Raw genomic sequence first — 13,834 nt, 5'->3', positions numbered from 1 at the left:
TAAGCTTCATATGATGAGATGAAATGAGGAGTACGATAACATGTCAAAGGCATTCAACGCTCTTGGCGTCAAGCCCGAGCTTACGGAATTATTGATACAGCAAGGAATTAGCGCACCAACTCCCGTTCAGCGAGAGACCATCCCCCTCTTGCTTAAAGAACAGGACGTTATCGCGCAAGCCCAGACCGGTACCGGGAAGACACTCGCATTCGCGCTTCCGATGCTGCAGCGTATCCAAACGAACAAGGAGCAGGTTCAAGCGCTAATTTTAACACCCACCCGCGAATTGGCCCTGCAAATTACATCAGAATTGAAAAAGCTGGCTTCTGCTTACGAAGTGAGGGTATTGGCCGCATACGGCGGACAAGATGTAGAAGCGCAAATCCGAAAGCTTAAACACACTCCCCACATCGTCGTCGCAACACCAGGCAGACTGATTGATCACCTTACACGCGGTACGGTTAATCTGGGCAAGCTATCCATGCTTGTGCTGGATGAAGCGGATCAAATGCTTCACATGGGCTTTCTTCCGGAAGTCGAAAGCATTATTGCCAGCACTCCACGCGCAAGGCAAACGATGCTGTTCTCGGCCACCATGCCCGAAGCGATCCGGAGATTGGCCAGTGAATATATGAACAATCCCATCGATGTGCAAATAAAAAGCACGAATGTTACGCTGGACAACATTAAACAAATTATCGTGGAAACGACTGACCGCGGCAAGCAGCGAGCGCTTGTGGAACTACTGGAGACGCACCGGCCTTACCTTGCGGTAATTTTCTGCAGAACTAAAATACGGGCCAAAAAACTTAACGAAGCCTTGCAGGAGCATGGGTTCGAATGCGACGAGCTGCATGGCGATCTAACGCAAGCCAAACGCGAGCAAGTTATGAAGCGATTCCGTGAAGCCAAGCTGCAAATGCTGGTAGCAACTGATGTCGCAGCACGCGGACTGGATGTAGAAGGCGTCACGCATGTATACAATTATGACGTACCGCAAGATGCAGAAATATATATTCACAGAATTGGAAGAACAGGACGGGCCGGGCATTCCGGCATGGCCGTCACGCTGGCAACGCCGTACGACAATTCCAAGCTTGCTTCAATCGAGAAAGGCATTAAATCCGGAATCGACCGCAGAAAACTGGAGCGGGACGGCTCCTTGCGTACAGGAGGCCAATCAAGAAGCGCCTCCGACCATCCATCCTCAGAGAGAGCAGCCAGTCGGAACCGCTCGCGCGGCGGGAAGGAAAGTGGGAAAGTCAGAAGAACTGGCAGCAGTCAATCCACTCGTTCCGGCAGGAATAACACGAACCGTTCGCTGAGCGATGGGACAAGCCGTAATCCCTGGGAATCATCCGATCTGCCTATCGGCGATCGATCAAATGACAAATCCGGCGGCCGTTCCGGAGGGCGTTCCGACAACCGTTCCGGAGGGCGTTCCGACAACCGTTCCGGAGGGCGTTCCGACAACCGTTCCGGAGGGCGTTCCGACAACCGTTCCGGAGGGCGTTCCGACAGCCGTTCCGGAGGGCGTTCTGACGGCCGATCCAGCATCCAGTCCAACAACCGCTCTGGAGGAAGGTCCAATGGCAGAAGCGGGAAAGGAAACGGCCGAGGTAATCGTAGTTAGTCATTCCTTGACCTGATGGAGAATACGTCGCCCAAACCCAAATACACCGTGATAGCTGTCCAGTCCAAACAGAAAGTTGTTCATATACTATATTATGCCGTAAGTAGGAGCAGCTTCTGGTTCCCGGCAAGCATAACTCCCGCTTGCGGAAATCTTACGCTTTAGGAGGAATGGGCATGTCCGGTGTACATGGAGGCTACACGACGACAGGTGTTATCCTGGTTTTGTTTATACTGTTAGTCATCGTAACGAGGACTTTTCTGTATTACTAACCATACACCAAAATCGCCAGAGCGCTAGCTCTGGCGATTTCCTTTCAAAAGCGACACCTCTTCCGGGGTCAACTCTCGGTATTGTCCTTCTTCCAAAGCGTCGTCAAGCCTCAGCGGCCCCATACTTATCCGCTTCAGCGTAAGCACGCGCTTCCCCACCGCCTCAAACATCCGCTTGACTTGATGGAATTTCCCCTCTCTGATAGTCAGCCGTATGAACGAGCACGGTTCCCCTTGCCGATCGGAATGTTCCTCGATCACAAGCTTCCCCGGCATAGTCATATAACCGTCATCTAACGTAACGCCCATCGCAAATGCTTCAATATCGCTTTCGCCTACTTTTCCGAGTACCAGCGCTTCATAGGTTTTGTCAACATGCTTCTTCGGCGACAACAGTTCATGGGCCAACGCCCCATCGTTTGTAAGCAACAGCAGACCTACCGTATCCTTGTCCAGCCGCCCTACCGGGAAAGGCTTCAGCAAGCTATCCTCAGGCTTCAGGAGATCAACGACGGTCTTATCGCGAGTGTCTTCCGTAGCCGATATCACACCAGACGGCTTATTCATCATCATGTATATCACATCGCGATATACGACCGACTCACCCTCATATTGGACGACATGCCTCTCAGGTTCAATAATCTGCCCGCTTTCCCTCGCCACATTGCCGTCGACCGTTACCTTGCCAAGCTTTACCGCCCTCTTGATCTCACTGCGAGTCCCAAAGCCCATATTAGCCAGCAGCTTGTCAAGCCGCAATCGATTCGCCATGCTATATCCGCCTCCAGCCTGCCGCTAATTCATTTTTCAACATACCTCCGACATATTTGCCCCAGCCAAGCGGATAGCCGTCTAAACATACAAGGACATATCCCTTGCTTGACGTCTCAGACTTCATCTGGATCTTCTCTTCGTCTACGAACAAGGTTTCACCTTTCAAATAGCGAATGACTTCTTCGGACTCGGCACTCCAGAGAATACATCTTGCAGCTTGTGTGCAACTGAGCCCCATGGCCAAAGCTTGCGAAGGATGGAAGCGGTCGCGCTTCACTTCTCCGATCAGCCATCCGGCGCGAACGACGCGAAGTCCGCCAAGATCGGGAATGCCTTCAGGCTGCAAATAGACGATCGAGCCGAATATTACCAGCTTACCCTCCAGCTCGTCAGCCGATTGCAAATGCTCCTGGGCAAATTGCTGCCAAATTGCAAAAGGACTTTGTTCGACCTCCGTCGCTTGCTGTTCCCTGTCTTCGCGTCTTCGCTTTCGTCCCGCTTTCCGATCGATCTTTACAGGCCTTTGCGGCTCTGATGCCGCTGTCGGTTGTTCCGCTTCAGCGTAATGGTCTCCTGCATCGGTATTGCTTGTCCGCTTCAACAATGCCAAGTAATGGCCCTCACCATTCACATGATGCGGCCATAGCCTAGCCGTTCCTTTCATGCTCTGCAAGCTTTCCTCCGACAATTGCGCTGCCAGATCGGCGTCTACCCAATCCGGCCGACCATCTCTCCATCCCCATTGCTTCGGAATCGGTTGAACTTCGAAGTCTGGACGCTTGGCAAGAAATACCGCCAGCTGGCTTTCGTTCTCTTCCGGCGAGAACGTGCACGTGGAGTATAGAAGCATGCCTCCCGGAGCAAGCATATTCGCCGCATGCTCCAGAATATCTCGTTGCATAAGCGAGCATTTTTCTACCGAGTGCTTCTCCCACTGATCGCTCATCGCAGGATTTTTACGGAACATGCCTTCTCCCGAGCAAGGCGCATCCACTAAAATACGGTCGAACCACCCCTTGAATGCTCGCACCATGTTGCCCGGCTCTTCATTCAAAATAACCGCATTGCGAACGCCGGAGAGTTCGATGTTTTTGGCCAACGCCTTGGTGCGCTCCAAGGCATTGTCGTTCGCGACCAACACCCCTTGCCCTTGCAGCTTGCCCGCCAGCTGCGTCGTCTTGCCGCCCGGCGCTGCGCACAGATCAAGCACGCGATGTCCCGGCTGAACGTCTAGCAATTCGGCCGGCGCCATTGCGCTGGGCTCCTGTATGTAATACAAGCCGGCATGGTAATGTGGATGCTTGCCTGGGCGCTCCTCTTCCTCGTAGTAGAAGCCTGTGCTCGTCCAAGGTATCGGCGTCACCTCGCCTTGCATGGAGGTTAATCGCTGCCATTCATCCGGCTTTAGCTTCAACGGATTGATACGCAGACCGTATACGCGCGAATCATAATAGGAAGCGATAAAATCGGCATACTCTTCCTTTAGCAGTGTTTTCATCTTGTCAAGAAATGGTTCCGGCAAGCCTTCAATCATTTTGTATCCCCCTAAGCTTGAGAAAAATAACCTCGGAACTGTACGCACTGCGCACCCATTCAGAGGTTATCTGTTCGGTAAAGGGGCTATCCCCCTTTTTTCGCTTTCGCAATGGATTGTTGAATGCTCGCATACAATCCGTTCAGGCCATGATAATCCTCCACTTCGAATAGCTCATTAAATTTCATCTGATATTGGGCGGCCTCTCGGACCCGATGGTAAAAATACAGGTCCTGTATACCTCCCAGCACTCGCGAGACGATGTTGGATCTCTCCTCGAAGTCGGTCTGGGCGTCCAATATCTCCTGACGGATGAGCGTCATTTCGTTGTCCAGCAGAAATGCGGCTTCCGCAGCCTTCTTCAGCCGGTCCCTTACATCCTCTGGCAATCGTTCCTTGTACTTGTAATTCAAGGAATGCTCGATCGTCGCCCAAAAGTTCATCGCAAGTGTCCTGATTTGAATTTCAGCAAGCACTATTTTATACCCGAGAGCCGTCTGCACGGGATATTCTACGATGATATGGTAGCTGCGATAGCCGCTGTCCTTGTAGTTGGTAATGTAGTCTTTCTCGTAGACAAGCTTCAAGTCCTGCCTGCTTCGGATTAATTCCGCCACTCTATGAATATCGTCAACGAATTGACACATGATGCGGATACCGGCAATATCCTCAATGCCCGTCTCCAACTGGTCAGAAGCAACGCCCAGCCGCTTCGCCTTGTCCAAAATGCTGGATACACGCTTCACGCGCCCGGTAACGAATTCGATCGGCGCATATGCTTCCCGCAGCTTGAGCTCAACCCGCATCGTTTTAAATTTGACTTTTAATTCCTCAACCGCCTGTTCGTAAGGCTGTAAAAATAAACTCCAGTCTCTTCCGTCCATCCGGCCGCCTCCTGTATCTATCTGTGATCAGCACCCACTGCTTCCGCAATATGGCTGTAGCCGTCCCTTCTTAAGCAGTCCGATAACCCGCTTGTCAACTCGCGAAGCAGGCCGGGCCCTCTATAGATTAATGCCGTATATATTTCTACGAGCGAAGCACCCGCGCGAATTTTATCGTATGCATCCTGCGCGGTAAAGATGCCTCCGGAACCAATAATCGGCAGCTTGCCTCCTGTCTGTTCGTATACGGCGCGTATCACTTCCGTAGAACGAGTCTTCAACGGAATGCCGGACAATCCGCCGGTCTCTGACTTGTTGGCATGAACCAGCCCGTCCCGTGACAACGTTGTATTCGTGGCAATAATGCCGGATACACCGCTGACCATAATCGTTGCAACCGTCTGCTGCAGTTCCTCGTCAGACATGTCCGGAGCAATCTTCACCAATACCGGCTTCGGCTTGGCGTTACGCATCGCTGCCTGCTGCCTGATCTCTTCCGTTACCGTGTCCAGCAGTCTGCGGAGCTCCTCGCCATGCTGCAAGTCGCGCAATCCCTGCGTATTGGGCGAGCTGATATTAACCACGAAGAAATCTCCGGACTCATAAAGTGACTGAATGCACGACTGGTAGTCCTTATGCGCTTCTTCATTGGGAGTCACCTTATTTTTACCTATATTGACGGCAATGGGAATGCGATGCACTTTCCGACTCTTGAGTGAATTCTCCATCGCCGCGGCACCTTCATTGTTGAAGCCCATCCGGTTGATCAGCGCCTGATCGGGCGGGAGCCTGAACAATCTGGGCAATTCATTGCCGGGCTGTCCCTTTGGCGTCACCGTTCCGACTTCCATGAACCCGAATCCTATGCTGGAGAAGCCGTCAGTCGCTTTCCCGTTCTTATCAAGCCCCGCTGCCAGTCCGACAGGATGGGGGAAAGAAATGCCGAACAGCTCCGTAGACAATTGGGGAATTGGATTAACGCCGTACATGGCATTCATGACGCCTAGCGCCCCCGGCACCTTGCCAGCTGCAGCCAGACCATCTATGACGAGATGATGCGCTTTCTCGGGGTCCATCTTAAAGAAATAAGGTTTAAGCAGCTTTTCGTATAACAACGACTTCACTCCGTTCTGACTATTATGCTCTATCGATCAGTTTATCCCTTTTGCCGCAAAAAGAAAAGGGCTATCCCTTCCAAAATGGAGCGGTCATGTCAGCTTCCATGACAAACAACCCTTGCGAGAGCCGATCAATACATAAACCTCTCACAAGGGCATTTGGTTGCGACTATGGATTAAAACGATTACAATATAGGCATATATGCATGTCTACATTATTTCAAAGAAAGGTTGATACCATTGAGCGCTCCGAAACGCAAACCAGCAACAATAAAACCGAAAGAGAAAGAAGAAGTAAACAAGAAGGCGCTAATATGGATCTGTTCCATCGCCGGCGTCATTGTTGTTGCCATCTCTCTTCTCCTTATACTCACATCCTAGCTGTCCATATCCGGCAATCAGGTCAGCCATTGGTACACCTTGGAGGGATTGCTTTCGTCTTGCTTCGGTACGAGCGAGAAATTGTTCTCGGGCTTCTTCGGCCCGAACGGAAGCTTCCCTCCCTTGATGGTCACACTTGTACCCAGCGGAACCAGATCGTATAGCTCCTCCACATCGGAGTCCCTCATCCGGATACAGCCGAGCGATTCATCCTTGCCGATGCTATCCGGTTCATTAGTCCCATGAATGGCGTACAGCGTCCCCGACAACGTCATGCCTCTCGTCCCGAACATCCCTTCTTGGCTTCCCTTCGGATCCCTTACTTTCTCACTAATATAGAAGCTGCCTTCCGGCGTCTTGTCTCCGCCCAGCCCAACTGTGTAGCTGCGAATGACCATGTTGTTCTGTACAACGGCCAACTGATAGCTGTCGGTATCGATGATGATCTCGAGCGGTTTATCCCAATCCTCGTCATACAGCCCGTTAGAGCCGACCATACGCAGCGTATCTGCAGCTGCGGCCTTGGCATTCCCTTCTCCGCTGTCTTGCGAATCCTTCTCCGTTAATGCCGCTTTCTTCTTGATGGCTTCCAGCAGGCCGGCAAAGCTCTCCTTCATGCCTTCCCCTTCCCCCGATAGTACATTGTTCGGATACGGGCGGATGAGATCGTTCAGACTTTGCGGCCAATTGCCATATATTCGCTTATATTGCAAGATGCCGCTGCCAAGTACCCAGTGCGTCTCCTGCCGCTTCTTCCAGTCCTTGAATACGCCTTCCGCCCGGCTGGCATCCCAAGGCTCGCACAGGCACGCTTCACGATCAAGGAGCTTCAGCTCTAGCGGATTGCCGCCTTGCGACCTGTCTGCCGTCATATAGAGCCGCGCCCGGCTAATCCACTGCATCTTGCCCCCTTCCTCGCCAAGGGATGCCGCCAGCGTATATCGCGGAGCTCCGCCGCCCGCTTCCATCAACTTCTCCATCGCATAGCCGACTGGCTGGAAGTTAGCTTGCGGAACGAACACAACGCCAACTGCCAATCTCGCGGCCGTTGTCGTTGTCGTCGCTGCGGGCTGCTGATCGACCGGCTGCTCGTCCTTCCTTACGAACTGATTGTAAGGAATAAGCAGCGTAACGATCAACAGAAGCGCTGCGGCTACCGCGGTACGGCGCAGCAGCTTCCTCTTCTTCTGCCTGCGGTCCCATTGCTTCAGCTCTTCAAGCTGCTGCTCGGGATGTGCCAGCGGATGACTTTCCTGCTCGTATGCGTCGTATATATCGCCTGCCTGGATAAAGCAGTAATTGGCCTTCCCATCTTTCCCCGCTTCCCTGTAATGCTTCCCGAGCAAGTACCACCCCATCCGATTATCGGGATGCTGCTTGACGAATTGCTTCAAATACAGGATGTCCTCCGGCTTCTTCATCCGGTCTTCCCCTCCACTTCCTCTGCTTTAAGAGGTTGTTCAAAAAGTCCGCTTTTGATCACGAAGTATGCCGAGAAGAGTATTCGACATCGAATATTGAACTCAACCGGAACAAAGCGTATGCTTTCGAAGAATGTTTCCTCCGGAAACATTTCAGGTGCTCACGTAGCCTACACTACGCTCCGCTCCTCATTTCCTAGTTTCATTCAATCTTCTCGGTGCTGAAAACCGGGCTTTTTGAACACGCACTTTAAGGAATATATCGGAAAGAAAACCTTCACTTCAATGAGACTTAGGGCCTATAACGCATAAATACAGCAAAATAACCCCGCAAAGCTATAAATAAAAAAAGCTCTTCCCCGTCTGCCTGGAGAAGAGCTTGATAATAGGTCGTGTTGCTTGTTAGCCCGCTGCGTTAAACGGCTCGTCGGCAATCTTGATGGAATCCGTCGGGCATCCGTCGCATGCATCCTGCATATCGTCGTACATATCTTCCGGAATCTCCGTATTGCCATGATTCTCGTCGCCATCATAGATGACTTCCGCAATTCCTTCGTCATCGTAATCGTAAATATCTGGCGCAGTTGCTCCGCAAGCGCCGCAAGCGATACAAGTGTCCTTCTCCACCCATGTATATTTAGCCATTCATTTCCCCTCCTTATTGTCACGGAATCAACCACTTTATCTTCCAGCTGATCCCAATTATGCTTTAAACCTTCACTCATCAATATATAACAAAGTATCGTCTCTTTGCAAGGATGTCCCGCGAATTCGCTTGTTCCTGATTAAGGCAGAGGGATCATCCCCCAGCATTCCCGCCGTCAAGACGGCATCCTCGCCGAAGCGGTCGCGCAGTGCATCCATCGTCCGAGTCAGGGCATCCTTGCGCGGCTGCTCCTCGTAATGGAACAAATCAAGCTGCAGCGCCGTCTCCTCTGCGGATGACAAATTCTGAAGCGCTACTCCCAGCAAACGAATAGGCTCCCCTTGCCTCCAATGCCGATCGTATAGACGCTTGGACTCATCGTAAATGACGCCGGTATCGTCGGTAGGCACGCGCAGCGTATGAGACCTGGTGATCGTCGACATGTCCGGCCTGCGAATCGTAATCTGCACGGTGGCCGCAACAAGCTTCTGCCGACGCAACCTGCGAGCCGTCTGGTCCGAGAGGTTGAGCAGCACCCGGCAGATGTCCTCCCTCTCCGTCAAGTCCTGCGGCAGCGTCGTCGTATGGCCGATGGACTTATTCTTCTCGCGGTTCGGGTTGACCGGCGAATGGTCGATGCCGTGCGCCGCCGACTTCATCCACGAGCCCAATACTCCGAAATGCTTGTTCAGGAACGCTTCATCCGTATCCGCCAGCTCTCCGATCGTTCGGATGTTCAGGCTAAGCAGCTTCTTCTCTGTCTTGCCGCCTATTCCGAACAAGTAGCCGCATGGCTTATCCCACAGAAGTGAGGGCACATCCCGCAAGCGCAGGATGGTCAGCCCGTTCGGCTTCTTCATGTCCGAAGCCATCTTCGCCAGCAGCTTGTTGGGCGCAAGCCCGATCGAACAAGGAAGGGACCACTCCGAAGCAATGCGGTACTGCAGCTTCTTCGCGATGTCCAGCGGAGTGCCGAACAGCTTCGAGCCGGTAATGTCCAGGTAGCATTCGTCAATGGATACCTGCTCGACCATGGGAGTGAACTGCCGGGCAATGGACATAAATCCTCTAGAATACTTGCGATATAGCTCGAAGTCCGGCTTGATCAGCACAAGCTCGGGGCAGATGCGCATCGCTTGCGCCACATTCATGCCCGTCTTGATGCTGCGGGCTCTGGCCGCATACGAGCAAGTCACGATAATCCCTTTGCGCATCTCTACGCTGCCGGATACGGCTGTCGGTTTCTCTCTATAATATTCCGGCTGCTCCGCTTCGTGTACGGAACAATAGAAAGCGTTCATATCCAGATGGATGATCACTCTGCCGCGCGCCGGGTAATGCGCATCCACATCAGACATTGACAGCCCTCCTTCAAGCCCGCTGCCCATGCAGCTTGTTTACAATATATTCAGCATAGTATGAGCACCATGCCAAGTCAATGTACCGCTATCCGATAATTGATAAAATTTGAACTTGCCTCTCTACTTTACACGAATAAAGTGTTATAATCGTTAATTATGATTTGTTAAGGTCTTTACTGAAGGAGGCGTCTACAGGAATGTCATCAATTATCAGCATATTTGATACGACGCTGCGCGACGGTACGCAAGGGGAAGGCATCAGCTTGTCCGCAGACGACAAATTGAAAATTGCCCAAAAGCTGGATGCGCTGGGCGTGCACTATATCGAGGGCGGCAATCCCGGCAGCAACGGCAAGGATATCGAATTCTTCCAGCGGGTAAAAGCGTTGAAGCTGGGCGCCAAGCTGACTGCATTCGGCAGTACGCGCCGCAAGAACAGCATCGCCGAGCAGGATGCCAGCCTGCTGCGCATCGTGGAATCCGGCGTACCCGCCGCCACGCTTGTCGGCAAAGCGTGGGACTTTCATGTACACACCGCTCTGCAGACGACGCTGGAGGAGAATCTGGCGATGATCTACGACTCGTTCGCCTTTCTTAAAATGAAAGGGATGGAAGCGATGTACGATGCCGAGCACTTCTTCGACGGATACAAACACAATCCGGAATACGCGCTCGCCGCATTGCGGAAGGCGGCGGAAGCGGGAGCCGACTGGCTCGTGCTGTGCGATACGAACGGCGGTACGCTGCCCGGCGAGATTCGCGAGATCGTAGGCAGAATCAGAGCCGAGCTGGACACCCCGATCGGCATCCATACCCACAATGACTGCGAGCTCGCCGTCGCCAATACACTTGCCGCGGTAGAAGCCGGTGCAAGGCAAGTGCAAGGAACGATCAACGGCTACGGCGAACGCTGCGGCAATGCCAATCTATGCTCCATCATCCCCAACCTCCAGCTGAAAATGAACTACATCTGTCTTCCGGAGGAACAGCTTCGCACCTTGACGACGACAGCGCGGTACGTCAGCGAGATCGCCAACGTGCATATGCCGGTAGGCCAAGCGTATGTCGGCAACGCCGCATTCGCGCACAAGGGCGGTATCCACGTATCGGCAATTATGAAGGATGCCAAGACATACGAGCATGTGCAGCCGGAGCTGGTGGGCAATAAGCAGCGTATTCTCGTCTCCGAGCTCGCGGGACAGAGCAATATTATCTCCAAAGCGGCGGAGCTCGGTCTTGATATCAACAACAATAATGAGAAGACGAAAGAAATTATGAACAGAATCAAGGAGCTGGAGCATCAAGGCTACCAGTTCGAGGGCGCGGACGCCTCCATGGAGCTGCTGCTGCGGGAAGCATTCGGTGAATTCACGTCCGTATTCCAAGTGGAGTCGTTCAAAATTCATGTCGAGCGCAATCACGCCGGCATGATCTCGGAGGCGATCGTCAAGCTTAACGTGGACGGGCAGCAGGTGCATACCGCTGCGGAAGGGAACGGCCCCGTCAACGCACTGGACAACGCTCTGCGCAAATCTCTCGTGCAGTTCTTCCCGGAGATCGACAGCATCCATCTGTCCGACTACAAGGTCAGGGTCATCGACGAGAAGGACGCAACCGCAGCGAAAGTACGCGTGCTGGTGGAATCGACGGGACTGGACAACTCCTGGAGCACAGTCGGCGTATCCGGCAACGTTATCGAAGCGAGCTGGGAAGCGCTGATCGACAGCTTCCGGTATGCACTGATGAACATGGTCAAGCTTGAGGTTAGCGGCAACGAGAAGCCGGAACGGATCGGATTAAGCAACCATTAGAAGAGTTTGTTGCCATCGAAAAAGGAAGGCTTCCGAAAAACGGAGCCTTCCTTTCTGATGTCGCTTGTCTGCTATGACCACTTCTCAATTAACCTCTCCCATTCCTCGTAAGGAATGACTCCATTGATCCGCTCACGGATAACGCCCTCGCTATCGATCAGGAATGTCGTCGGATAAACCTTCACTTTGTATTGATTCGTGATCGTGCCTTCCCGGTCCATCAGCACAGGGAAAGTGAACTGATACGTGTCCACGAACTTCCTGGCGTCGCGCTCCTTATCGTAATAGGTGGAATTGACCCCGTACAGCGCAACGGATTCTCCATACTGTTCATGCAGCTTCTGCAGATCAGGCGCCTCCAGCTCGCAAGGGCCGCACCATGACGCCCAGAAATTAACCAGCTGCAACTTATCTCCCGCTTCGCCTGCGGAGACAATCCTGTCGTCGAGATCGGGAAGACCGAACGGTTGCGCCATATATCCAGCCTTCGGTTTGAACTCCTCATCCACAGCCCCAGAGCCCGCCGCTTCCGCTTCCCTCGTCATATATTGATAGGTCCCAAGACCTGCGAACAGAATTGCAACGATAAACAAAGTGACGATATTCCTCATTCTGTCCCTTCCCTTATATATAATTTGCTCTGACCTCATCGTAACACGCAAGGTATGGAAGCTCAAGCCGGAGGGCAGATTAGCCATGAAACCTTCAACAAAGCCATTCACTTACTTCACGGAGGAGGAACACTTGAAAATGGCGCAGTCCAAATGGCTTCAACCTGCCGCATTCGCCTCAGTCCCGCTCGTGCTCGTACTCGGCAACTCCATGCTTGTACCCATCCTGCCGGACATGGCCCAGCATATGGGACTGACCTCGCTGCAGTCCAGCCTTGTCATCTCTTTATTCTCGGTATCCGCAGCTCTGTTCATACCTTTCATCGGCTATTGCGCCGATCGGACCAGACGGAAAGCTATCATCGTGCCCGCGCTAGCGGTCTATGGCGCTGCAGGCTTGCTAGCGGGATTCGCCGCCGTCTGGCACTCCTATCCCTTACTGATCGGCTCTCGCGCCATTCAAGGCATAGCGGCTGCCGGGACAGCTCCGATCGCCATGGCCCTGGTCGGCGATCTGTACAAGGACGGCGCGGAGAGCGAATTGCTGGGGCTGATTGAAGCCTCCAACGGCGCGGGCAAGGTCATCAGCCCTATCCTCGGCTCATTGCTCGGCTTGTGGATCTGGTATGCCCCGTTCTTCGCCTTCCCGATATTATGCGGCGCCGCCTTGCTGGCCGTCATCTTGTTCATCCAGGAGCCGGAGCATCGTCAGAGCGCCATGCCGCTTAAGCAGTATTTATCCGGCATGCGGGACATCTACAGCAAGAACGGCAAGTGGCTGTTCACCGCCTACTTCGCAGGGTCCTTAGGATTATTTATTTTATTCGGCTTGCTCGTCTACTTGTCCGATATGCTGGAGAAGCCGCCGATGTCCCTCCAAGGCGTGGCGAAAGGAGGCGTGCTGGCTATTCCTCTGCTGGGACTCGTCATCACGGCATATATTACTGGCAAGGTGATCAAAAAAAGCGGCAAGCGGATACGGGGCATCATTATAGCAGGGCTGATTATGATGTCGGCGTCCCTCATTGCCGCCTCGATCTGGCACGCATCCATGATCGTCCTGATGATATTCATCTCCGTCAGCAGCATAGGTACGGGATTCATTCTCCCCTGTCTGAATACGCTCATTACGGGGGCTGTGGATCGCTCTCACCGCGGCATGGTCACTTCGTTGTATAACAGTTTGCGCTTCTTCGGCGTCGCGGCCGGTCCGCCATTGTTCACCTGGTTGGCCGCTCGTTCGGCTACCTGGCTGTTCGTTATGCTGACCGTGCTCAGCCTTGCATCTCTATGGAGCGTCATTGCCCTGCTCCATCCGCCCAAGCAGCAAAGCAAGGCCTAACACAGTATGTGCCGCTTCCTGTATAATGACAATGGGAAGGAAGTGC

General features: G+C 53.0%; 13 protein-coding genes. 4 read left to right on the top strand and 9 right to left on the bottom strand.

Translation table 11 applies throughout. The features are described 5' to 3' along the window. Positions 1 to 40: 40 nt before the first annotated feature. A complete protein-coding gene (locus M6D81_RS02815) occupies positions 41 to 1,633 on the top strand; it encodes a DEAD/DEAH box helicase (protein ID WP_262675279.1) in 1,593 nt (530 codons plus the stop codon). A 176-nt stretch (positions 1,634 to 1,809) separates the two neighbouring features. Further along, complete coding sequence (yjcZ, locus tag M6D81_RS02810; protein WP_262675278.1) at positions 1,810 to 1,905, top strand: sporulation protein YjcZ; 96 nt, start codon at positions 1,810 to 1,812, stop codon at positions 1,903 to 1,905. Between the two features lie 24 nt (positions 1,906 to 1,929). Here yjcZ and M6D81_RS02805 read toward each other — a convergent pair whose 3' ends face one another. From M6D81_RS02805 to M6D81_RS02770, 8 genes are all read right to left on the bottom strand, one after another. Then, positions 1,930 to 2,676 (bottom strand): pseudouridine synthase, encoded by a 747-nt coding sequence (locus M6D81_RS02805; RefSeq protein ID WP_262675277.1) that lies wholly within the window; start codon positions 2,674 to 2,676, stop codon positions 1,930 to 1,932. A 1-nt stretch (position 2,677) separates the two neighbouring features. Then, complete coding sequence (locus M6D81_RS02800) at positions 2,678 to 4,213, bottom strand: RsmF rRNA methyltransferase first C-terminal domain-containing protein (protein WP_262675276.1); 1,536 nt, start codon at positions 4,211 to 4,213, stop codon at positions 2,678 to 2,680. Between the two features lie 86 nt (positions 4,214 to 4,299). Then, entirely contained in the window at positions 4,300 to 5,097 is a 798-nt protein-coding gene (gene yjbM / locus M6D81_RS02795; RefSeq protein WP_262675275.1) for a GTP diphosphokinase, read from the bottom strand. A gap of 17 nt (positions 5,098 to 5,114) precedes the next feature. Next, positions 5,115 to 6,212: a quinone-dependent dihydroorotate dehydrogenase gene (locus tag M6D81_RS02790; protein ID WP_262675274.1), complete on the bottom strand. Its 1,098-nt coding sequence runs from the start codon at positions 6,210 to 6,212 to the stop codon at positions 5,115 to 5,117. 218 nt (positions 6,213 to 6,430) lie between these two features. After that, complete coding sequence (locus M6D81_RS02785) at positions 6,431 to 6,568, bottom strand: hypothetical protein (RefSeq protein ID WP_262675273.1); 138 nt, start codon at positions 6,566 to 6,568, stop codon at positions 6,431 to 6,433. A gap of 45 nt (positions 6,569 to 6,613) precedes the next feature. Then, positions 6,614 to 8,017, bottom strand: a complete 1,404-nt coding sequence (locus M6D81_RS02780; RefSeq protein ID WP_262675272.1) for a L,D-transpeptidase — start codon at positions 8,015 to 8,017, stop codon at positions 6,614 to 6,616. A 402-nt stretch (positions 8,018 to 8,419) separates the two neighbouring features. Beyond that, positions 8,420 to 8,662, bottom strand: a complete 243-nt coding sequence (locus tag M6D81_RS02775; RefSeq protein WP_262675271.1) for a ferredoxin — start codon at positions 8,660 to 8,662, stop codon at positions 8,420 to 8,422. Between the two features lie 72 nt (positions 8,663 to 8,734). Beyond that, on the bottom strand, positions 8,735 to 10,021 hold the full coding sequence (locus tag M6D81_RS02770) for a DNA polymerase IV (RefSeq protein WP_262675270.1): 1,287 nt from the start codon (positions 10,019 to 10,021) through the stop codon (positions 8,735 to 8,737). 200 nt (positions 10,022 to 10,221) lie between these two features. Here M6D81_RS02770 and cimA point away from each other — a divergent pair, with 200 nt between their 5' ends. Then, a complete protein-coding gene (gene cimA / locus M6D81_RS02765) occupies positions 10,222 to 11,835 on the top strand; it encodes a citramalate synthase (RefSeq protein WP_262675269.1) in 1,614 nt (537 codons plus the stop codon). A gap of 71 nt (positions 11,836 to 11,906) precedes the next feature. On the opposite strand, the gene M6D81_RS02760 is transcribed toward cimA, so the two are convergent. After that, on the bottom strand, positions 11,907 to 12,446 hold the full coding sequence (locus tag M6D81_RS02760; RefSeq protein ID WP_262675268.1) for a TlpA family protein disulfide reductase: 540 nt from the start codon (positions 12,444 to 12,446) through the stop codon (positions 11,907 to 11,909). Between the two features lie 85 nt (positions 12,447 to 12,531). On the opposite strand from M6D81_RS02760, the gene M6D81_RS02755 reads away from it, so the two are divergent. Continuing rightward, on the top strand, positions 12,532 to 13,788 hold the full coding sequence (locus M6D81_RS02755; protein ID WP_262675267.1) for an MFS transporter: 1,257 nt from the start codon (positions 12,532 to 12,534) through the stop codon (positions 13,786 to 13,788). Positions 13,789 to 13,834 lie beyond the last annotated feature (46 nt).

This window comes from Paenibacillus sp. J5C2022 (genome assembly GCF_025567625.1).
Lineage (GTDB): Bacteria > Bacillota > Bacilli > Paenibacillales > Paenibacillaceae > Pristimantibacillus.
This window is presented reverse-complemented; position numbering and strand designations above follow the sequence as displayed.

Coding starts and splice junctions, on each gene's coding strand:
- M6D81_RS02815 (WP_262675279.1), top strand. CDS start 41: ATGTCAAAGGCATTCAACGCTCTTGGCGTCAAGCCCGAGCTTACGGAA.
- yjcZ (WP_262675278.1), top strand. CDS start 1,810: ATGTCCGGTGTACATGGAGGCTACACGACGACAGGTGTTATCCTGGTT.
- M6D81_RS02805 (WP_262675277.1), bottom strand. CDS start 2,676: ATGGCGAATCGATTGCGGCTTGACAAGCTGCTGGCTAATATGGGCTTT.
- M6D81_RS02800 (WP_262675276.1), bottom strand. CDS start 4,213: ATGATTGAAGGCTTGCCGGAACCATTTCTTGACAAGATGAAAACACTG.
- yjbM (WP_262675275.1), bottom strand. CDS start 5,097: ATGGACGGAAGAGACTGGAGTTTATTTTTACAGCCTTACGAACAGGCG.
- M6D81_RS02785 (WP_262675273.1), bottom strand. CDS start 6,568: ATGGCAACAACAATGACGCCGGCGATGGAACAGATCCATATTAGCGCC.
- M6D81_RS02780 (WP_262675272.1), bottom strand. CDS start 8,017: ATGAAGAAGCCGGAGGACATCCTGTATTTGAAGCAATTCGTCAAGCAG.
- M6D81_RS02775 (WP_262675271.1), bottom strand. CDS start 8,662: ATGGCTAAATATACATGGGTGGAGAAGGACACTTGTATCGCTTGCGGC.
- M6D81_RS02770 (WP_262675270.1), bottom strand. CDS start 10,021: ATGTCTGATGTGGATGCGCATTACCCGGCGCGCGGCAGAGTGATCATC.
- cimA (WP_262675269.1), top strand. CDS start 10,222: ATGTCATCAATTATCAGCATATTTGATACGACGCTGCGCGACGGTACG.
- M6D81_RS02760 (WP_262675268.1), bottom strand. CDS start 12,446: ATGAGGAATATCGTCACTTTGTTTATCGTTGCAATTCTGTTCGCAGGT.
- M6D81_RS02755 (WP_262675267.1), top strand. CDS start 12,532: ATGAAACCTTCAACAAAGCCATTCACTTACTTCACGGAGGAGGAACAC.